General features: G+C 74.9%; 14 protein-coding genes. 7 read left to right on the top strand and 7 right to left on the bottom strand.

From position 1 onward, the window contains the following. Nucleotides 1-221 precede the first annotated feature (221 nt). The 7 genes from WMF39_RS02845 (at nucleotide 222) to WMF39_RS02815 (ending at nucleotide 11,386) form a co-directional block, all read left to right on the top strand. Nucleotides 222-2,522 carry a hypothetical protein gene (locus WMF39_RS02845; RefSeq protein WP_437744013.1) on the top strand — a complete coding sequence of 767 codons (2,301 nt, stop codon included), beginning with the start codon at nucleotides 222-224 and terminating at the stop codon, nucleotides 2,520-2,522. Between the two features lies 1 nt (nucleotide 2,523). Further along, on the top strand, nucleotides 2,524-4,908 hold the full coding sequence (locus WMF39_RS02840) for a hypothetical protein (RefSeq protein ID WP_437744012.1): 2,385 nt from the start codon (nucleotides 2,524-2,526) through the stop codon (nucleotides 4,906-4,908). A gap of 134 nt (nucleotides 4,909-5,042) precedes the next feature. Continuing rightward, nucleotides 5,043-5,387 carry an HU family DNA-binding protein gene (locus WMF39_RS02835; protein WP_437297590.1) on the top strand — a complete coding sequence of 115 codons (345 nt, stop codon included), beginning with the start codon at nucleotides 5,043-5,045 and terminating at the stop codon, nucleotides 5,385-5,387. A 159-nt stretch (nucleotides 5,388-5,546) separates the two neighbouring features. Beyond that, nucleotides 5,547-6,776 (top strand): tyrosine--tRNA ligase, encoded by a 1,230-nt coding sequence (tyrS, locus tag WMF39_RS02830; protein WP_437744011.1) that lies wholly within the window; start codon nucleotides 5,547-5,549, stop codon nucleotides 6,774-6,776. After that, complete coding sequence (locus tag WMF39_RS02825; protein WP_437744010.1) at nucleotides 6,769-7,815, top strand: hypothetical protein; 1,047 nt, start codon at nucleotides 6,769-6,771, stop codon at nucleotides 7,813-7,815. Before tyrS ends, WMF39_RS02825 begins: the two co-directional genes overlap by 8 nt. 42 nt (nucleotides 7,816-7,857) lie before the next feature. Continuing rightward, nucleotides 7,858-9,990, top strand: coding sequence for an alpha/beta hydrolase (locus WMF39_RS02820; RefSeq protein ID WP_437744009.1), 2,133 nt, complete (start codon nucleotides 7,858-7,860; stop codon nucleotides 9,988-9,990). 58 nt (nucleotides 9,991-10,048) lie between these two features. After that, nucleotides 10,049-11,386 (top strand): metallophosphoesterase, encoded by a 1,338-nt coding sequence (locus WMF39_RS02815; protein ID WP_437744008.1) that lies wholly within the window; start codon nucleotides 10,049-10,051, stop codon nucleotides 11,384-11,386. Between the two features lie 36 nt (nucleotides 11,387-11,422). On the opposite strand, the gene WMF39_RS02810 is transcribed toward WMF39_RS02815, so the two are convergent. From WMF39_RS02810 to WMF39_RS02780, 7 genes are all read right to left on the bottom strand, one after another. After that, on the bottom strand, nucleotides 11,423-12,034 hold the full coding sequence (locus WMF39_RS02810) for a DUF2914 domain-containing protein (RefSeq protein ID WP_437744007.1): 612 nt from the start codon (nucleotides 12,032-12,034) through the stop codon (nucleotides 11,423-11,425). A 241-nt stretch (nucleotides 12,035-12,275) separates the two neighbouring features. Next, the gene (locus WMF39_RS02805) at nucleotides 12,276-13,610 is read right to left on the bottom strand and encodes a multicopper oxidase family protein (RefSeq protein ID WP_437744006.1); all 1,335 of its coding nucleotides are present in this window, start codon (nucleotides 13,608-13,610) and stop codon (nucleotides 12,276-12,278) included. A gap of 1 nt (nucleotide 13,611) precedes the next feature. After that, nucleotides 13,612-15,087: a TolC family protein gene (locus WMF39_RS02800; RefSeq protein ID WP_437744005.1), complete on the bottom strand. Its 1,476-nt coding sequence runs from the start codon at nucleotides 15,085-15,087 to the stop codon at nucleotides 13,612-13,614. After that, on the bottom strand, nucleotides 15,077-15,427 hold the full coding sequence (locus tag WMF39_RS02795; protein ID WP_437744004.1) for a hypothetical protein: 351 nt from the start codon (nucleotides 15,425-15,427) through the stop codon (nucleotides 15,077-15,079). Before WMF39_RS02795 ends, WMF39_RS02800 begins: the two co-directional genes overlap by 11 nt. A 201-nt stretch (nucleotides 15,428-15,628) precedes the next feature. Beyond that, nucleotides 15,629-17,194 (bottom strand): L,D-transpeptidase, encoded by a 1,566-nt coding sequence (locus WMF39_RS02790; RefSeq protein WP_437744003.1) that lies wholly within the window; start codon nucleotides 17,192-17,194, stop codon nucleotides 15,629-15,631. A 131-nt stretch (nucleotides 17,195-17,325) separates the two neighbouring features. Then, nucleotides 17,326-18,228: a hypothetical protein gene (locus WMF39_RS02785; RefSeq protein ID WP_437744002.1), complete on the bottom strand. Its 903-nt coding sequence runs from the start codon at nucleotides 18,226-18,228 to the stop codon at nucleotides 17,326-17,328. Between the two features lie 23 nt (nucleotides 18,229-18,251). Then, nucleotides 18,252-19,784 carry a S53 family peptidase gene (locus tag WMF39_RS02780; RefSeq protein ID WP_437744001.1) on the bottom strand — a complete coding sequence of 511 codons (1,533 nt, stop codon included), beginning with the start codon at nucleotides 19,782-19,784 and terminating at the stop codon, nucleotides 18,252-18,254. Nucleotides 19,785-19,889: the final 105 nt, after the last annotated feature.

The raw sequence follows: 19,889 nt of genomic DNA, 5'->3' as shown, positions 1-19,889 counted from the left end.
GCTTGCAAACGTGCTGGGCAGAGCTGGCGGCCTCAGCCTTCGCGGGCGGGCTCCTCGGGTCAGGCTGCGTGAAAGTCGTGTAAAAGAGCCGCGTGTCACCGTCCAGCGCCGACCCTGGTTCCCCCTCGCCGCCCGGAAGCGCAGCGCCCCGACCGAGCAGCGCCTCCCACGACGGAACGGACGGAACCGAGACCGCGGCCTCCCGGGGCGCCGGTCCGGCGGTGCCACCCGGCTGGCTCGATCGCCTGGTCGCGGCCTGGCCGCGCGTCGATCCGGTCCTGTTCGCCGCCTACGCCGGCGCATGTGTCCTCTACGCCGCCGTCGCGTTCTACAGCGCGATGCACCAGCAGACGGGCGGCATGTGGTCGGCGCCGCTCGACGACGTCTTCATCCACTTCGATTACGCCCGCGCCACCGCGCGCGGGTACCCGTTCGAGTGGTCCGAGGGCAACGGCTTCTCGAGCGGGAACACGAGCCTGAGCTACCCGTTCGTCCTCGCCCTCGGCTATCTCGTCGGCTTCCGCGGCGTCCTGCTGATGCAGTGGGCGGCGATCGTCGCGTGCACCTCGACGCTCGGCTTCCTGCTCGTCGGCGCGCGGCTCCTCGAGCCCGTCGGGCGCTGGGCGAAGTACCTGCTGCCGCCCGTGGCGCTCTCCATCGGCGCGCTCGACTGGTCGCTGTTCAGCGGGATGGAGAACGCCTTCCACCTCGGCGTCTGGGCGCTCGCCACCCTCGCCGCGCTCTCGGTCGCCCGCGCGGCCGACGCGCCACGCGAGCCGACGGCGCAGGCGACGCGGACGACGCGGACGGCCGATGACACGCGCGCCGCGGCGCCGCCGAAGCGCCTCGCCCACCTCGGCTGGGCCGCCGGCCTCGCCGGCGCGCTCCTTTACGCCACCCGGCCGGAGTCGGTCGTCTGCGTGGCGGCGCTGAGCGTGTACGCGGCCATCGCCGTGAAGCGGGCCCACGGCGCGCGCGCGGCGATCGCGACCCTGCTCCGGACGTCGGTGCCCGGCGCGCTCGCGTGCCTCGCCCAGGCGGTCGCCAACCGCGTGTTCACCGGCGAATGGGCGGCGAGCGGCGCCATCGCCAAGCTGGCGCTGAACAACCCGTACATGACGTCCTCCGAGAAGTGGGACACCTACGAGTTCCTCGCGACGTACGTCGTCGCCCGCAACACCAACCACCACTTCTCGGACGCCCTCCCCTGGGGCTGGCTCGTGCCCGCCCTCGCGCTCATCCCCCTCGCCTCGCGCAGGACCCGCGGGGCCGCGGCGCTGCTCTGGATCCAGGTCGCCGGGTGGCTCGCGCTCGTGGCCCTGAACGGTCAGGTCCGCTGGCAGAACGAGCGCTACACCATGCCCGCGGTCGCCTGGCTGCTGGTGCTCGCGGCGATGGGGCTCGCGCTGCTCGTCGCGCGCGCCGCATGGGCCAACGGCGGCGAGCGCCGCCAGGAGCGGCCAGAGAGCGCCCCGGCCGGGATCAGAGCGCAGCTCGGGGCCCTCGGCGGCATCGCGGCCGCGGCCCGCGGCGGCGCCCTGGCGCGCGGCCTCTGGTGCGCGCGCGTCGCGCTCGCCCTCGCCGTGGCCGCGCTCTTCTGGGCCCACCAGCTGCCCAGGATGCGCGACCAGATCTGGTTCTTCGGCCGCGCCAGCCGCAACATCCGCGATCAGCACCTCGTCGCCGGCAAGCTCCTCGCCCAGCTCGACGTGCGCCGCGTCCTCGTCGGCGACGCGGGCGCGCTCCTCTACGCGTCGGACCGGCCCGGCCTCGACATCATCGGGCTCGGCGGCTACCACGATCTCCCGTTCGCCCGCGCGGGCGTCCACGGCCTGGGCGCCTCGCTGGAGCTCATCGAGCGCATCCCCGCCGACGACCGCCCCGACACGCTGGCCATCTACCCGGGCTGGTGGGGCGACCTCCCGGCCATCTTCGGCAGGCGGATCGCCGCGATCCCCGTCGTCGGCAACGTGATCTGCGGCGGCGCGGAGAAGGTCATCTACCAGGCCGACTGGAGCCCGCTCGCGCACGGCGAGGCGCCCGCGTCGATGCGCGAGGACGAGCGGGTCGTCGACGAGCTCGACGTCGCCGATCTCGTGAGCGAGCGGGAGCACGGCTACGCCTTCCCGCGGCCTCAGGCCGGCTTCGTCGGCTTCAGCGTCCTCCCGGATCCGCGCGGATCAGGGCATGATCGCTTCGACGCGGGGCGCGTCATCCCGGGCGGCAGGAGCGAGGCGGCCCGCCTTCACGCCCCCCGCGAGGGCCAGGGCAGGCTCGTGGTCCGCACCGCCGCGCCCCGCGCCGCCACGATCCGCGCGACGGCGGACGGCCGGGAGATCGGCCACCTCGCGCTCAAGAGGGGCGACGGCTGGACCGAGGCCTCGCTCGACCTCCCCGAGGGCTTGCCCGAGACGTTCACGCTCACGCTCACGCCGGTCGACGGGGAGTGGGTCGATCACCACGTCTGGATCCTCGATCGCCCCGCGCGCGGCGTCGGCGCGCGCCCGCTCGCCGGACAGTGACGTGCGCGCCGGCCTGCCCCGCGACCTCGCGCAATGGATCGCGCTCGCCGTCGCCGCGGCGCTCGCCTGCGCCTGGCTCCTCCGCCGCTCGCCCGCCACCGCGCGGGCCGGCCCCGCGCCTCCACGCCCCGGCGCCGCGCGCTCGGGCCGCGACCCCGCGCCCCGCTCCGGCGCGGCCCTGGGCGCCGCGATCGCCGCGACCCTCTCGGTCGTCGCGGCGCTGCTCTCGGCCGCGTACGTCGCGGTCTACCTGCGGGGCGGCCCCCGCATCATCGACGCGACCAGCTACTGGCTCGAGGCGCGCGCGATGGCGGCCGGCTACCTCGCGTGGCCCCTCGATGAGCCCGCGGCCTCCGTGCTCGGTCGCTTCCTCGTCCGCAGCGACGCGATGGGCGACACGACGGCCGGGCGCGGCGCGGCCGAGGTCGTGGTCCTCTTCCCCCCGGGCTACCCCGCCCTGCTCGCGCTGGGCTTCCTCGCGGGCGCGCCGCTCGCGGTCGGCCCGGCGCTCGCCGCGGCGCTCGCGATCGCCACCTACGACCTGGCCGCGCGGTTCGCGCCGGAGGGCCCGGCCCCGTCCGGGAGCGCCGCGCCGATCCGCTTCGTTCCGCTCGTCGCCGCGCTCTTCTCGGCGCTCTGCGCCGCGCTCCGCTACCACACGGCCGACACGATGTCGCACGGGCTCGCGGCCCTTTGCTTCACCGTCGCGCTCGCGTCGGCGCGGCGCGCGCTCGACGAGGCCCGCGCCGCCGCGTCGACGGGCGCCGCGACGGGGCCCCTCGGTCCGGCGGTCCGCGCCGCCGCGCTCGCCGGGCTCGCCGCCGGCTGGCTCGCGGCGACGCGCCCGCCGAGCGCGCTCGCCCTCGCTGCGACGCTGCCCTTCGTGATCCTGCCGGCGATCGCGCCGGGGAGCGCGGCGGCCGGCCCGCGCGAGGGCGATCCGCCGCCGCGCCCCTCGCCGCGGCTCGCGCGGCTCGCCGCGGCGATGGCGATGGGCGCCCTCCCCGGCCTCGCGCTGCTCGCGGCCCACCAGCGCGCCGCGACGGGCGCCTTCGCCTCGTCGCAGGCCGCGTATTACGCGGTCTCGGACGGCCCGCCCGGCTGCTTCCGCTACGGCTTCGGCGCCGGCGTCGGCTGCCTCGGCGAGCACGGCGACTTCGTCCGTCACAACCTCTCGGAAGGATACGGTTTTCTGGCGGCTGCCGGCACGACGCTGCGCCGCCTGAAGCTCCACCTCGTGGACGCGCTCAACGCCGAGCCGCTCGCGTTGCTCGTGCTCGCCGGCGCCGTGATCGCCTGGCGGCGGCCGCGCTCGCGCGCCCTCGCGATCGCCCCGCTCCTCCAGGTCGCCGCTTACGCCCCCTTCTATTTCGACGGCAACTACCCGGGAGGCGGCGCGCGCTTCTTCGCCGACGTGCTGCCGGTGGAGCACGTCCTCGCCGCCATGGCCGCCCTCGCGTTCGCCGAGCGCGCGGCGACGGCGGCGCACGCGGAGCGCGGCCCCGCGCGCCGGCGTGGCGCGCTCCTCCCGGCGGCGCTCCTCGCGGCGGCGCTCCCGCTCGCCGGCTTCGCCTTCCGCGCGGGCTTCGACCACGCCGCGCTCCGCGATCGCGAGGGCGGCCTGCCCATGTTCGACCCCGGAGCCGTCGCGCGCGCGGGCGTCTCGCGCGGCCTCGTGTTCGTCGACACCGATCACGGCTTCAACCTCGGCTTCGATCCCGCCCCGGAGGACGTCGCGGTGCTGCGCTACCGGGGCGACGCGATCGACCGCATGGCGTGGGAGGCCCGCGGTCGCCCCCCCGCGTACCGCTACCGCTTCGCGATCCCGGACGGAGGCGGCCTCGCCTCGGTCTCGATCACGCCGCTCGTCTTCGACGCCGAGCCGCCCGGCGAGGCCCGCATCGAGGGCGAGTCGCTGTGGCCGCCCCGCGACCAGCGCGGCGCCTTCGCGCTTCCCGAGCACGCCGGCGGCACGTGCGCGTCGGGCGGGCGCCTGCTCGCGGTGCACGCGGCGGGGCGCGGCGAGGCCGTCGTCCGGGTCGGCCTGCCCGCCCCTTGGCTCCGCGGCGCCCGGATCAGCCCGCGCGTGGCGCTCTCGGGCGACGGCGCCGGCGAGGTGCGCCTCCTCGTCGACGGCGCCCTGCTCCACGTCTGGCGGGTCGAGCCCGCCGCGCCGAGCCCCCCGGGCGCGCCGCTCGCCTGCGCCGAGCTCCCGCCGTATCCGATCCCCGAGGGTGCCGTCGGAATCGAGCTCTCCCTCGCCCGCGAGGACGCGGCGGCAACGTGGGAGACCGGGCAGACCGGGCAGACCGGGCAGGGACAAACCGGAGCCCTCTTCGCGCTCGACGCGCTCTCTGTTGTGGGCGGGAATTCGGTTGACCGCTAGTCCCGTAACATGCGAGCTTTTCATAGGATTCTGTTGTCGTGCGGCTCCTGGAGCGGCGCATCCCCTGGAGCTCTGCGGTGGAAAGCGGCAAGTCGAGCGCCGGCGGCGGTCCGCTCGGGTGGGGGAGGTGGACCATGACGAAAAGCGAGCTCATCGACGCGATCGCGGGACGGGGGGAGCTCACCAAGGCTCGAGCGGAGCTCGTGGTGAACTGCGTCTTCGACGCGATGACGCAGGCGCTCCAGCGCAACGAAGGCATCGAGATCCGCGGGTTCGGCAGCTTCACGGTCAGGCCGTACAAGCCCTACAGCGGCAGGAACCCGCGCACGGGCCAGCCGGTGCCCGTGCCCGCCAAGCGCCTTCCGTTCTTCAAGGTCGGCAAGGAGCTCAAGGAGCTCGTCAACGCGAGCCGCGCATACGCGATCTCGGGTGACGACGACGACGAGGACGAGGACGACGAGGAGACCGACGACGAATGAGGCGGCGCGCGGCGCGTCCGTGACGTGACGCGCCCCACGGCGTGGCGGCGTGACGACGTCGCTCGCGGCGCCCTGGTCACTCCCTGCGCCCTCTCCGCGCGCGCCGAGGCGCGTCGCCCCTCTGGCGGGCGCTTCCGCTGCGCGGTAGAAGCGGGCCCCATGGTCCCCGCCGAACGTCAGCTCCAGATCCTCTGCAAGGGTGTCGTCGACCTCCACGTCCGAGCCGAGCTCGAGGAGCGGATCCGCGAGGGCAAGTCGCTGCGCGTGAAGGCCGGCTTCGACCCGACCCGGCCCGATCTCCACCTCGGCCACACGGTGGTGATGCAGAAGATGCGGGAGTTCCAGGAGCTCGGGCACCACGTGGTCTTCGTGGTCGGCGACTTCACGGCGATGGTCGGCGATCCGACCGGCAAGAACGAGCTGCGCCCGCGGCTCTCGCGCGAGGAGGTCGTCGCCGCGGCGGAGACCTACCAGGCGCAGGCGTTCAAGGTCCTCGACAAGAACAGGACCGAGGTCCGCTACAACTCCGAGTGGCTGAACAAGCTCGATCCGACGCAGATGATCGAGCTCTGCGCGAAGTACACCGTCGCCCGCATGCTGGAGCGCGACGACTTCAAGAAGCGCTACGAGGAGGCGCGGCCCATCTACGTGCACGAGTTCATGTACCCGCTCCTCCAGGCCTACGACTCGGTCGAGCTCGAGGCCGACATCGAGCTCGGCGGCACCGATCAGCTCTTCAACCTGCTCGTGGCGCGCGACCTGATGCCCCGCTACGGCAAGCGCGCCCAGATGGTGATGACGATGCCGCTCCTCGAGGGCACGAACGCGCGCGTCGAGGACGGGAAGGTCGTCGGCGCCAAGATGTCGAAGAGCGCGGACAACTACGTCGGCATCACCGAGCCGCCGTTCGACATGCTCCAGAAGCTGATGCTCGTCGATGACGGCGTGATCTGGCGGTACATGGAGCTCCTGTCGTCGCGCCCGCCCGAGGAGATCGCCGCCCTGCGGGGGGCGGTCCTCCGCGGCGAGCAGGGCGTCATCGCGGTGAAGGAGCTCTTCGCGCAGGAGATCGTCACCCGCTTCCACTCGGCGGAGGACGCGCGCGCGGCCCTCGAGCGGCGCCGCAGCGTCGCGGCCGGCGGCCTGCCGGAGAACATCGAGGAGCTCCAGGTGGCGAGCGACCGCGACACGATCCCGATCGGCAACGCGCTGGCGCTGGCGGGGCTCGCCGAGTCGACCTCCGCGGCGCGGCGCCTCGTGAAGGGCGGCGCGGTGCACCTCGAGGGCGAGGTGGTCAAGGACGAGCAGCTCAAGCTCGAGCGTGGGAAGCGCTACCTGGTCCGCGTCGGCTCGAAGAACCGCCGCTTCGCCTACCTCGTCGTTGGCTGACGCGCGCGGGCGAGCGCCTCGCCGGCGCGCCGTGCTCGGCGGCGTCCTGGGCTGCGCCCTCGGCCTCGCGCTGCCCTCGTGCGGCGGCGCGCCGCGGCCGCCCGCCCGGCCGAGCCCGCCGCTGCCGCCGCTCGCCACGGCGGACCTGACGCGCCTCCTGCCGCAGGCGGGGCTCAGGTGGCTGATCCTCGTCCGGCCCCGCGAGGTCGCGGCGGTGCCGTGGCTCATCCCGTCGATCGCGCTCGTGGCGCCCGAGGAGAACCTGGCCCGGCACGCCCGCGCGACCGGCGTCGATCTGCGGCAGGTGCGCGAGGCGGCGATCGCGTCGTACGCGGGCGCGGGGCCGGCGGGCGACGCCACGCTCTACGTGGCGCGCCACAGCGGCGATCCGCGCGCCATCGAGCGCCTCTTCCGGCGGCGGCTCACGGGCAAGGAGCGGCGCGCCCTCGATCGCCCGGACGTCGTGCGCGTGACGGGCGACATCGGCACGAAGCCGCACGCGCTGGTGCTGCTCGGCGAGGACGTGGCCTGCGTGCAGGACGGCGGCAGCCCGCTGCGCGGGCCGGCGCGCGTCGCGTCGCTGTACGCGCTCGGCCGCCTCAAGCGCTCGCCCGCGGCGCTCTCGGGCGGCCCGCTGCGCTCGCTCGAGGCCCGCCTCGGCCCGGCGCCCGTGCGCGCGTTCGCGCCGGGGCCGTTCGACGGGGAGCTCGCCCGCGGCGCGCGGGGGCTGCTCGCGGCGGCGACCGCCGTGGGCGCGGCCGCGAGGCCGAGCGCCCGCGAGGGGATCGCGCTCGCGATCGCGGTGGCGGGCGACTTCTCGACGAGCGGGGAGGCTGCCTCGGAGGAGCTGCTCGCGGCCTGGAACGAGCTGGCGGGCGGCTCGTTCGGCCACCTGCTCGGGCTGGACGCGCCGGTCGAGCCGCCGCTCGCCACCCACGCGCCGGACGCGGTGGCCGTCGCGGTCGAGCTGAACCCGCGGGCGCTCGCCCGGGGGCTCGCGGCGGCGACGGGCGAGCGGCTCGCCGAGATGCTGCGGTAGGCGCGGCGGCGCGTCGCCGGTAAATTGGGTGCCGTCAGCGCCATGCCCACCACGACCAGCGGCTTCTTCCTGCAATGCGCCTCCCGCGGCACGCTCGAGCTCGTCTTGCCCACCGCCGAGGCGCCGTTCGGCGTCGAGCACCACCGCCGCGAGGAGGCCTCCGGGCCGTGGCGTCACGTGGCGACGTTCGCCAGCGGCCTCGGCCCGGTCGAGGCGGTGTCGCTCATCCAGAGCAACTTCGGCGATCCAGGCCACCTCGAGGCGGTGGCGCGCATCGGGGATCGGCTGGCCGCGTTCTGGTGCGCGCCCTCGAGCGAGCCGTCGTGGAGCGAGCCGCGCTTCTTCGCGGAGGGCGCGGCCGGCGACCCCGCCCTGATCCAGGGCGGCTTCGGGGGCAAAGGCAACTTCGAGCTCGTGGTGCCTCACGCGAGCGGCGGGATCGCGCACTACCACCGCGACAACGACACCGCGGAGCTCGGCTGGCGCGGCCCGGTGATCTTCGGCGAGGGGCTCGGTCGATTCGAGGCGGCCGCGATGATCCAGCGCGTGGCCGGCGCGCCGCACGGACCCCACGCGCCCGGCGACCTCGAGGTCGTCGCGCGCGTCGGCGATCGCCTGGTGATGTTCCGGCGCTCTCCCGGGTCCGGGGCTGCGTGGCACGGCCCGGAGGAGGTGGTCTCCGGGGTCCGCGGGACACCGGCGCTCTTCCGGAGCACGATCGGCGGACCTGGGACGCTCGAGCTGTTCTCGCCGCTCGCGCGCGTGGGGCTCGCGCGGTGGAGCCGTGACGACGGCGCCCGCGGGGCGCGCTTCCGCGGTCCGACGGTGTTCGCCACCGATCTGGGCCGGTGCGAGGCGGTATCGGTGATCGAGAGCTGGCCGCTCGGGCGAATCGAGCTCGCCGTGCGCGCCGATGGGCGGATCGTCCACGCGACGCGCGACGGCGCGGTCTGGTCGCAGCGCGCGATCGGCAACACGTCGCCTTCCCCGGCAGATGTCCCCTCTCCGGCGACGCTCCCTCCGCCTGCCACCACGACGAATCGCCCGCCTGCAGCGACGACCTCTCGCCCACCCGCCGCCACGACGAATCGCCCGCCTGCCGCTACGCCCTCTCGCCCGCCTGCCGCTACGCCCTCTCGCCCGCCTGCGGCGACGACCTCTCGCCCGCCCCCCTCGATGAGCTCGCCTCCGCCTGCGCCGCTCCCCACCGGCGCTTCGCCGCGGCTGCGCGCCGGGCCGCACCGGGCGGGGTTCCGGCGCATCGGCGCGCTCTCGCTGTCGGCGGACGCCTGCTACCCCGACACGTGGCCGTTCCAGGGCGCGCTCTACCGATGCCCCGCGCGGAGCGCCGCGCTGCTCTACTACCCCGCGTCCGCGGACGGCGAGGAGGCGCCGCTCTCGCCGGAAGGCCCGTTCCCGGTCATCGCGATCGCCCACGAGCGGCGCCTCGCCACGAGCGCGGCCACCGCCGGGTCGCCCGCGGGTCTTGCCCAGGACTACCGCCAGCTCGCCGGCGTGATGGCGCACCTCGCGCGCTGGGGCTTCGTCGTCGTCGCGCCCGATCTCTCGTGGCTCACGCCCGACGACGCGCCGCTGCGCCGCGCCGCGGTGCTCCGGGACGCGCTCACGCACCTCCGCGCCGGCTCCCGGGGCCCGCTCCTGGCCGACTTCGCTCGGGTGGGCCTGCTCGGCCACGGGCTCGGCGCGCAGGCGGCGCTCGCGCTCGCGCTCGACGCCGCTTGCCCGTTCGATGTCCGCGCCCTCGCGCTCCTCGCGCCGGCGGGCGCCCCCGAGCGCGCGCTGTCCATCGACGCGCTCGCGCCTCGGCCGGCGCTCGTCGTCCGCGGCACCGCGGACCCCATCGCCGCCGCGGTCCCGGCGTCGCTCTACGACCGCGCGCGCGCTCCGAAGCACCTCGTGACCCTGCCCGGCGCGAACCACTTCGGCTACACGACGTCGCTCGGCCTCGCCGAGCCGCTCGACGGCCACGCCGGGCTCTCGCGGCGCGAGCAGCAGGCGATCGCGATGGGCTACCTCGCCGCGTTCTTCAATGGCTACCTCCGGGACGCGCGCGGCGACCTCGACGCGCTCTCGGGCAAGGCGTCGCTCGAGGGGCTCGAAGCACGTGAGATCCCGGTCAGCGCCGAGGTGCCTGACGGAGCGGCTGGCTCCTAGGCGCAGCCGGCGGGGCCGCGGCCGGACGCGCGATCGGCGCAATGCTAGTTTCCGTCGCGTGTACCAGCTCGGCGGCCTCGTCATCACGCTCGTCAACGGCCTCCTCGGCCTGATCCTCTGGCGGCGGCTGCGCGCGGCGTTCCCTCGACATGGAGCGCTGATCAGCGGCCTCTGCGCTGCGGGCCTGCTGCTGGCCGCGCTCCCGGCGCTGCTCATGGCCGCGGCGAGCTTCTCGGGGCTGCGCGCGCTCCAGCGCCACGCGCCAGAGCCGCTGGCGCTGATCGCCATGGGCGCGCAGGTGGGCCTGCTCCTCTACGGGTTGCTCCTCGGGCTCGCCACGCTCGCGTGCGCGGCCGTCCGGGCGCTCCGCCGGCTCCAGCCGCCCCGGAACGCCCGGACGGCGGCCGATGCCCAGCCTGCGACGAGCGCGCAGGCCAGCGCCGGCGCTCAGGCCGATCCAGCCGCTCAGGACATCCGCGTGCCTGCCGATGTCGAGGCCCGGCCGGAGGCCGTCGATGAGCGCCGCCGCCGCCTCGTCGTCGGCGCGACATGGGCGCTTCCCGCGGCGGCGGTCGCGGTGTCGATGGGCGGCGTGCTCGCGTCGCGACAGCGTCCGGCCGTCGTGAGGCTCGCGCTGCCGGTGCGCCGCGAGCTGACGAGCCTGCACGGCGTCACCATCGCGCAGCTCAGCGACGTGCACGTCGGCAGCTTCATGGATGCGGAGCGGCTCGACGAGCTCCGCGACGCCATGAACGCGATCCGCGCGGACATCCACGTCGTCACCGGCGATCTGCTCGATCACCACGTCTCGCAGCTCGAGCTGTCCGCGCGGCTGCTCCGGGGCCTGCGCCCCGCCCGGGGGCAGCTCTTCTTCTGCATGGGCAACCACGAGTACATCGCCGCCCGGTCGGCCAGCGTGGGGACGATCGTGAAGGGCCTCGAGGAAGCGGGCGCCCAGGTGCTCGTCGACGAGGCGCGGGAGGTCCGCCTCGGCGGCGATCGCCTGTGGATGGGCGCCATCGACTACCCGAGCCGCGCGCGCCCAGGAGAGCCCGCCCGGCGCCCGACGCGCGACGGACTCGATCGAGCGCTCGGCCAGATGCGGGACGACGGCGCGCCGCGCGTCCTCCTCAGCCACCACCCGGGCACGTTCCGGGCCGCGCGCGAGCTGCCGTTCGATCTGATGCTGTCCGGTCACACGCACGGCGGGCAGATCTCGCTCGGCCGGATCGGCGATTACGCGCTCACGCCGATGTTGCCCGCCGGGCTCTACCACAACGGGCATTACGAGCACCGGGGCCGTCGCCTCCACGTCAACGCCGGCGCCGGGGGCTGGCTGCCGGTCCGCATCAACTGCCCGCCGGAGATCACGCTCGTCGAGCTCGTGCCCGCCTGACGCCGCAGCCTCGTGGATGCGCCCAGCCGCCCTCGGCTACAGCGTCACCTCGAACGGCGCGCGCGCGAGCTCTTCGCCCGTCTCCGACCGCACGACCGCCGTCCACTCCCCCGCCTTCCGCGCCCCGCGCGTGAACGCCCACGTCCGCCACCTCGGCGACGGTCCGACCCCGAGCGTCACGTTCCCGACCGGCTCCCCGCCGCCCGGCGGGACGAACGCCACCGTCACCTCGCCCTCCACGTCGCTCCGGTTCTCGACCTCCAGGTACGCATAAAGCCGCGGTGTCTCCGGCGCGTGGAACGTCGTCCCCGGCGCCACCGGCTCGCGGTCCTTCACCCCCTCCGCGATCACCAGCCGCTTCACCTTCAGCTCCGCCGCCCCCCTCCCCTTCTCCTTGGCCTCACGGCTCCCCTTGCCCCCCTTGTCCGCCACGACGTTCGCGTCCGGCGCGGGCGCCGTCACCGTCGCGGCCGGCAGGCCTGCGGGCGCCGCCGCCGTGGCGGCTGCAGGCTCGGGGCACTGCGTCGCCGCGGGGCTCGCGGCAGCGGCCGGCGCCGGAGGCCGCGCGTCGTGACGCTCGCCGCAGCCGGCGAGCGAGACCGTGCAAAGCGCCAGAAACGTCATCCGTCGAGCCATCTTCATTGCCATCGAAGCACTCCTCCGCGATCCGGGGCGTCCCGGCCTCGCCACCGGATATGGCAAGGCGTGGACCGCTTCTGGCTCATTGAAATCACTGAAGATTTTGGCTGACCTGTGGTCGCTCGGCCGCGCCCCGTGTGTCCATCGAGACGGCCGACCCGCGCCGCCGCGATCGACCCGAGCCCCAGGCCTCCTCGAGTCGACGCGCGGACGAGATGCCGATCGCGAGCCCTCGCTCACGTCGAGAGATTCACCCGCCCGGCTTCCCTCCAGAAGCGGGGACAATCCCGTCCGCCCGCATCCGCTCGGCGCTCGCCGGCCCGGCCACGGTGCCGGCCGGGTGCACATACCACCCGGCCGGATCCGCCTTGTCCGGATCGTCGCGGACCTTGAGGACGGTGAACATTCCCCCCATGTCGATGTACGAGAACGGCCCGGCCCCGCCGCGCATCGGCAGGCTGTTCGCGGGGATCGGCATGGGCATCTCGCCCATGCCGCCCATCCCCGTGGTCCCCATCGTCATGTAGCCGGGCATCACGCGGCTCATCCGCCGATCGAGCGCGCGGGTCTCGGCGCCGACCATGTTCGGCAGGCCATGGCCCATCTGCATCATCGTGTGATGGGTCATGTGGCAGTGCACCGCCCAGTCGCCCGGCTCCTCGGGGACGAACTCGATGACCCGCGTGCTGCCGACCGGGACCAGGACCGTCGTCTCCGGGTACTGGGCCGACTCGGGGACAAACCCGCCGTCCGTCGCCGTGACCTGGAACGACAGGCCGTGCAGGTGGATCGGGTGGTGATCCATCGGGCCGAGGTTCCCGAGGCGCACGCGCACGCGCTCGCCGCGGCCGACGACGAGCGGCGCCGTCGCGGGGAACGCCTTGCCGTTGAACGTGAGGACGTTGAAGTCGCTCATCGCGTTCGGGTCGGGCCGGCGCGCCCCCGCGTTGATCTTCCACTCGTGCGTCATCAGCACGAAATCCCGGTCCACGCGCGGCCCCCTGGGCCTCCTCGGATGCACGACGAACATCCCCACCGCGCCCAGCGCGATCTGGGTCATCTCGTCGAAATGCGAGTGGTACATGTACGTCCCCGGATACCGCACGACGAACTCGTAAACATACGTCTCGCCGGGCTCGATCGGGCGCTGGGTGAGCCCGGCGACTCCATCCATGCCGTTCGGCAGCACGAGGCCGTGCCAGTGGACCGTGGTGGCCTCCGGCAGCGAGTTCGTCACGTAGATGCGCAGGCGATCGCCCTCGACCGCCTCGATGGTCGGGCCGGGCGTGCTCCCGTTGTAGCCCCACACCTCGCTCTTCAGGCCGGGGGCAATCTCGTGCTCGAGGGGGCCGGCGACGAGGTGGCCGACCTTCACGCCGTCCACGACGCGCAGCGGGAGCGTGCTGCCGTTCGGCGTCACCACGGCGGGCTGCCCCCCGGGCGCCGCGGTCCGGCGAGGCGGGGGCGTAGCGGCGCCCGCGGCGGGCGGCGCGCCAGGGCGCTGCTGCGCATGGGCGAGCCCTTGCGTGAGGATGGCGGCGCCGGCGGCCAGACCGCCCGCGTGGATGAAAGCACGTCGGTCCATGTCAATGCCCTCCTTCGCCGGTGGCCGAGGCCCTCGGCATCGCCGCGGGAGCTCCGGCCCCCGCGGCCTCGACGCGGCGCCCTGCCAGGAGCGCGTCGAACGCAGCCTTCGCCGTCCAGTGCTCGCGCAGCGCCTCGACCGCCGCGAGCTCGGCGTCCAGCTGCTCTCGGCGCGCCGAGAGCAGCTGGAAGACCCCGACCTGCATCGCGTTGTACTGGAGCAACGTCTGCTCCAGCACCCGCTTGCGCGCCGGGAGGATCACGCGCGCGTAGTGCCGCGCGCGCGCGTGCGCGAACAGGAGCCGGCTCTGCGCCTCGCGGACCGCCGAGCGGACGTCGACGGCGCGCCCGTGGTAGCGCTCGAGCAGGCCGTCGAACTCCGCCGCCTGCGCGGCCTCGGCCCCCTGACGCCGATCGAAGAGCGGGAGCGAGAGGCGGACCCCGGCGCCGAGGACCCACGGGTGCTCGTGCGCCTCGCCGCTCGCGCCGAGCTCCCGCTCGCCGTGCACGCCGATCGCCACGTCCGGCACCCAGCCCTCGGCGCGCAAGGCCCCGGCGCGCCCCGCCGCCGCCTCGAGCCGGCTGCGCAGCTCCGCGAGCTCGAGGCTCGCCCGCAAGGCCAGCGACTCCGCGCGCGGCGGCGTCGCGAGCGCCTCGGGCGCCGCAGGGACCGCGCCGGCGATCGTCCAGGAGGTCGCCGCGCCGGAGAGGCCGAGCAGCCGGGTGAGCCGCTCGCGCTGCGAGAGGAGCTCCAGCTCCATCTGCGCGGCCGTGACGCGCGCCTCCTCGTAACCCGCCTCCTGCGTCGCCACGTCGAGCTCCGGGACGTTGCCCGCCTCGAAGAGCGCGCGGGCGGCGTCGCGGGCCGCGGCGAACGCGTCGAGCGCGCGGTTCGCGATGCCGAGGCGCTGCTCCGCCGCCTGCGCGGCGTAGAACGCGGCGCGCACCTGGTAGCCGAGATCGACGACCGCGCCCGCGGCGCGGTAGCGCGCGGCCTCGTGCTCCGACCGCGCCGCCTTCGCGTGGAGCGGCGAGAGGAGCGCCGACGTGAGGTCGATCTCGACCTCGAGCTCGAGGTGCGCGTGCTCGACCCCCTCCTGCAGCGGCGTGACCCCGATCGCGATCTCCGGGTTCGGCAGCTTGCCCGCCTGCTCGAGGTTGCCCCGCGCGACGCCGACCTCCTTCAGCACGGCGCGCAGCTCGCGGTTGTTGAGCAGCGCGATCCGCACCGCGGCGTCCGCGGTGAGCGGCTGCCGCGGCGCCTGGCCGAGGGCGCGCGCGCCCTCGGCCGGCGCCGGATCGACCTCCTCCGACGCCGCGCCCTTCGGGAGCTCGACGCGGGAGAGCTCGCGGATCCGCGCCATGTCGGCGGTCGACGACGGGGCGGCGCAGCCGGCCGCGGAGAGGAGCGCGAGGCCCGCCGCGAGCGGGGTGAGGCGCGCGGCGAGCGCGCGCGAGCGCCGGGGTTCAGTGCGCATGGACGGGCTCCTCGGGCGTGGCAGCCGCCGGGCCGCCCTCCGGCGGCCTCGCCGGCGCCGGGCCGTGATGATGGTGGTGGTGGTGGTGCTGGTGAGGGTCGGCGCCGGCGCCCGCGGCCGCCGCCGGCTCGAGCCCGACCCAGCCCGCGGCGGGCTCGCCGGGCAGCGGAGGCTCCTCCGAGAGGGCGACGCCGATCCGCGGCGAGGGAGCTTCCGCGGCCTGCGGTGAGGCAGCAGAGGACGCAGGGAAGCTCGCGGGAAGGCTGCGCGGCGCGCAGCCGGCGAGCGCAGCGACGAGCATCAGCAGGGCGTTCAGGCCGGCGAGGTGAGGTGATTTCATGGAAGCCGCTCCAGCGTGGCGAGTGCGATCACGTGCGGGGCCCGAGGGCGACCGCGCCCCGCACCGGCTTCATGCCGCATTTGAGCTCGAGCGCTCCAGAGCTCAGCGCAGGAAGTTGGATCGCCAACAGCGTCGTCCCGGGTTGCATGCATGGCCGACGCGCGCGGCCCGGCGGTATTACACGCTCCTGGCCGCGCGCGGTCAGGCGTGGATGTACACGAGCGTCCCGCCCTTGTCGTTGAACGCGGCGTGCCAGCCCTCGGGGACGGGGGGATCGGTCCACGCGAACAGCCACGCCGCGTCGGCGGGCGCGAGGTTCACGCAGCCGCTGCTCCGCACCTTGCCGAACGCGTCGTGCCAGTAGACGCCGTGCAGCGCATAGCTGTTGTGGAAGTACTGGACATAGGGCACGTCCCGCAGGTCGACGGACGACTCGCTGAGCTCGTCGCCGTCCATCGTCGCCGTGACGTGCTTCTCGCGGATGAAGAACGTGCCCTGCACGGTGGCGCTGGTGGTCGCGGGATCGCCGAGCTCGCCCCTGCCCGTCGAGACGAGGGTCGCGAAGACGGGGCGCTCGCCCTCGTAGGCGACCAGCGTCTGGAGCTCGATGGAGATGTCGATCCACTTCCTTCCGCGCGCCGCGTGCCCCCAGAAGTCGCGGCCCAGCCGCGCGACCCGCAGCGCGGACGCGGGGATCCACACGCCCGCGTCGGTCTCCGCATAGGCGCCGCCGGCGGCCGTCTTGCCGGTGAGCACCCAGCCGGAGCGGTGCGCCGCCCAGCCGTCCGGCTTGAGCTCGCCCGAGGCGTCCGGCTTCAGCGTGCGCACCCCGTGGTGCATGACGAACGCGGGCGTCCCCTCGCTCTTCACCTCCACGCCGCGCATCGCCGTGGGGGTGACGGCCGAGGTGCGATCGATCGGGATGAGGTCGAGCTCGGTCGTCAGGCCGAAGCGCCGCCCGGTCCACGTGAAGGTGGAGATCAGGCCGAAGGCCGAGTCGGCCCGCGCGCGCCCGCGGTGCGCGGGGAAGCGGACCTTCTCGGCAGCGCCTACCGGCTTGGGCAGGTCGCGGCGGCTCGCGAAGAAGGGCGTGAGCGGCTCCGGCTCGCCCAGGAGCGCCTCGTCGCGGCGGGACCACGCGGGGGTGCCCTGGGCGCGCGAGCGCCCCTCGACGCGCCGCTGCTCGGCCTCGCTGGGCAGGTGGACATAGAGGTGCGGCGGCGGCTTCCGCGACACGACGTACCGGTACGGATACGGCTCGCCCCGTCGCGGGCCGGCCGGCGTCGCGGCGACGATCTCGTGGTCCAGGTCGAGCGAGGCGCCCTTGCCGACGCACACGAAGCCGCGGGGATGGATGGCGTACCACCCGCCGGCGCACCCCGCGTCGCCCGACGGCGCCGCGGCGCGCTCGACGAGCGCGCCGGCCCGCAGGTAACCGAGCTTGAGCGCGCCACGCTCGGGCGCGGCGTACACGAACGTGCGCATGGCGATGCTCGCGAGCTTGTCGCCGCGCCCGGGCCGCAGCGCCTCCCTGGACGCCGCGGGCTCGGCCTCGACATCCGCGCCGCCGTCCAGCGGCTCCACGACGCCCGCGGCGGCGAGCGCCGGCTCCGGGGCCGCCGGCTGCGCGGCGGCCGAGCGCCCCGGCGGCTCCTCGCCTGGGCCGCAGGCCGCCACGAGCGCCGACGCGGCGAGCGCCGACGCGCGCCGCAGCCGATCCAGACCACCGCGGCGGCGCGCGCGCGCATCCGGGAAAGAGCAAGCCATGACGAGCAACGGGCCTCGTCTAGCTCAGAGCCCGCCCGCCGACCAGATCGCCCGCGCGGCGCGACGTCTCGACCCGCCGAGCAGCCGCGGCAGTTCAACGCGCGCGCTCCCCACCCTCGCACCGCTCAAGTTCACCAGCGCGGATCGCCGTCGATCAGCCAATCCAGCGCTCTTCGGGTCTCTTCGGCGACAGGCCCGTCGTACCGGTGGCCGGCCTCCTTGCTGCGCGCCACGCGAGCGAGCACCCCCGCTTTCTCCAGGCGCGCCGCGGCCGCCGCGGCGGCGCCGCCGCACCCGGCCTGCGCGCAGACGAAGAGGACCCGCTGCCCGCCGCCGTCCGCGAACGCCTTGGCCGTCGCCGGGGTCCACTTGTCGTGTCCGCCCTCGACCAGCACGAGGCGCGGGAAGAGCGCCGCCCGGCGCGCGGCGATCGCAGAGCCCATGATCGCGCCCAGCGAGAAGCCTGTATAGAGCACCGCGCCGGGATCCACGTGCTCGGGAAAGCGCGCCCGCAGCGCCGCGAGCCCCGCGTCGATCTCCTGCTCCAGGCGGGCGTTGCTCTCGTACGTGAAGCGGACGTCGCTCGCCGACGGCGAATCGGGCCGCGCGACGCCCCTCGGGCACAGGACGAAGACGCCGTCTCCCACGATGTCGCGCCACACCTGGCACTGCCACTCGGGCCGATCGTAGTTGCCGTGCGACGCGATGAGCACGGGACGCCGCGCGGTGGCGCCGATCGGCACCGACACAACGGCGCTCGGAAACCCCTCGACAGGGAGCTCCACGAACGGCGCGTCCGCGCGGAGCGGCGCGGCCCCCGCAGCAGCGGCGGCCGCGTCCCCGGCGGCGGCCGCCGGTGTCGCGCCGCCGTCCGCGGCCTGCGCCGCCTCTTCCCGCGCCGGGGCGGGCGCGACGCTGGGCGGCGCGGGCGCCGGACCGGCGGAGCGGCCTGGGCGGTCACAGCCGAGCGCCGCCGCCGCAAGGAGCGGAAGCGACACGAGCGAGAGGAAGAGGAACGCGGCGGGGGGCGCCATCCGACCCAGAGGATGACGCTTTCCTACGGGAGCGCCTCCGCGAGCTTGTCCGCGAGCGGAGCGCCCCAGCCGGTCGGATAGTCCCAGCCGGGCCCCGCGCTGAACCCCTCGGGGGTCTTGCCCTCGGTGATGTCGCGGAACGCGGCCTGCACGCCCGCATCGGTGTAAAGCGCCCGGTTCAGCCACCCGGCGACGGGCTTGCCCTGCGCGATCCGGTGGCTGTTCACCGACGCCATCAGCCCGGCGAACACCGGCGCCGCAAACGAGGTGCCGCCGCGCTGATCCCACTCGCCCAGGAAGTACAGCCAGTACGGGGAGTCCGACGACGCGCTCAGCGCGACGTCGGAGACCGCGCGCGTGCCCTGCGCGTCCGTCACGACGCTCTCCTGCCACCACGGCGTATCGAAGGCGCGCGATCGGCCCGAGCCGGAGCCGCTCCACGCCACCTCGCGCGCGACCTCGCCGCCGTCGCCGAGCTCGAGCACCGTCCCGCCGACGCACGTCACATACGGGCTCGACGACGGCACGTCGGGCCTGCTCGAGTCGCCGCTCGCGACGACGATCGTCATCCCGAGCGCCGCGCCCATGCGCGCCGCCTCGTTGTATTGCTCGCGGATCGGCTGCGCCTCCGTCTCCTCGCGGTGCGCGAACGACGTCGAGAGCACCGACACCTCGCCGGCAGCGATCGCCTCGTTCCACGCATAGAGGATGGAGTGGGTGCGCGCGTCCGGCCCCTGGTACGCGATGAGCTCCGCCATGGGCGCCATCACGCCCGACCATTGCATGTCCAGCGTGCTCTCGACATAACGCGTGGAGATCGGATCCGCGGTGACCACTTCCTCGGGGTTGTCGCGCGAGACGCCGAACGATCGCCAGAACGACTGGAGATCCCGGGTCTTGAACGTCGCCCCGACAACGACGCCGAGCTTCACGCCCTGCCCGCTGTGGCCGGCGGTGTGGAGCGCTTCGGCTCCATAGGCCCGCGCGATCTGCGCGGGCGTGTACCCCTGCTCCGGCTCCGGCGGAGGGTCCGTCTCGATCGCGCCTCCCTCGGCCGGGAGCGGATCGGTGTCGGCGGGGATCTCGACCGAGATGACGCCCGACGCGAGGTCGATGATCCGCTGCGGCGGCCTGAGCGGATCGAGCGCGCCGAACGTGCGGAGCGGCTTGCCGCCGGCCGCGGGGTTCTCGCGCTCGAAGTCGCGGAGCTCGGTGTCAAACGCGGTATTGAACTGCTCGACCGTGCCCGCGAACTCGATCAGGAGCCGGTTTTTGGACCGCCGCCGGATCTCCATCCCCTGCTGGACGAGCCAGTCTTCGACGGCCGCGACGTCGCTCTCGGACGGGGCGTGGCGCTCCATCCAGGTCTCGACCGACATGTACTTCCGGAACGTGTCCGGCTTCCCGGGATCGTACATGTCCTCGATCGCGCTCTCGAGCCCGGGGACATCGCGGGTCGGGAACCCCATCAGCGCGCGGAAGCGGCCCTCCTCCGGCGCCGCGCCGAAGTCCATGTAGATCCCCGCGAGCGGCCGGGGAAGGCCGCTCGGGAGCACGGGGCCGTCTTTTCCGCACGCTGTGCCCCCGAGGGCGACCAGCGCAGCGCACCAAACCGAGAGCGAACGCATCAACGAGGCCCTGCGACCGAGGGGGGAAAGAGT

The organism is Sorangium sp. So ce1504, assembly GCF_051521635.1.
Classification (GTDB): domain Bacteria; phylum Myxococcota_A; class Polyangia; order Polyangiales; family Polyangiaceae; genus Sorangium; species Sorangium cellulosum_B.
This window is presented reverse-complemented; position numbering and strand designations above follow the sequence as displayed.

Coding starts and splice junctions, on each gene's coding strand:
- WMF39_RS02835 (WP_437297590.1), top strand. CDS start 5,043: ATGACGAAAAGCGAGCTCATCGACGCGATCGCGGGACGGGGGGAGCTC.
- tyrS (WP_437744011.1), top strand. CDS start 5,547: ATGGTCCCCGCCGAACGTCAGCTCCAGATCCTCTGCAAGGGTGTCGTC.
- WMF39_RS02820 (WP_437744009.1), top strand. CDS start 7,858: ATGCCCACCACGACCAGCGGCTTCTTCCTGCAATGCGCCTCCCGCGGC.
- WMF39_RS02810 (WP_437744007.1), bottom strand. CDS start 12,034: ATGGCAATGAAGATGGCTCGACGGATGACGTTTCTGGCGCTTTGCACG.
- WMF39_RS02805 (WP_437744006.1), bottom strand. CDS start 13,610: ATGGACCGACGTGCTTTCATCCACGCGGGCGGTCTGGCCGCCGGCGCC.
- WMF39_RS02800 (WP_437744005.1), bottom strand. CDS start 15,087: ATGCGCACTGAACCCCGGCGCTCGCGCGCGCTCGCCGCGCGCCTCACC.
- WMF39_RS02795 (WP_437744004.1), bottom strand. CDS start 15,427: ATGAAATCACCTCACCTCGCCGGCCTGAACGCCCTGCTGATGCTCGTC.
- WMF39_RS02790 (WP_437744003.1), bottom strand. CDS start 17,194: ATGGCTTGCTCTTTCCCGGATGCGCGCGCGCGCCGCCGCGGTGGTCTG.
- WMF39_RS02785 (WP_437744002.1), bottom strand. CDS start 18,228: ATGGCGCCCCCCGCCGCGTTCCTCTTCCTCTCGCTCGTGTCGCTTCCG.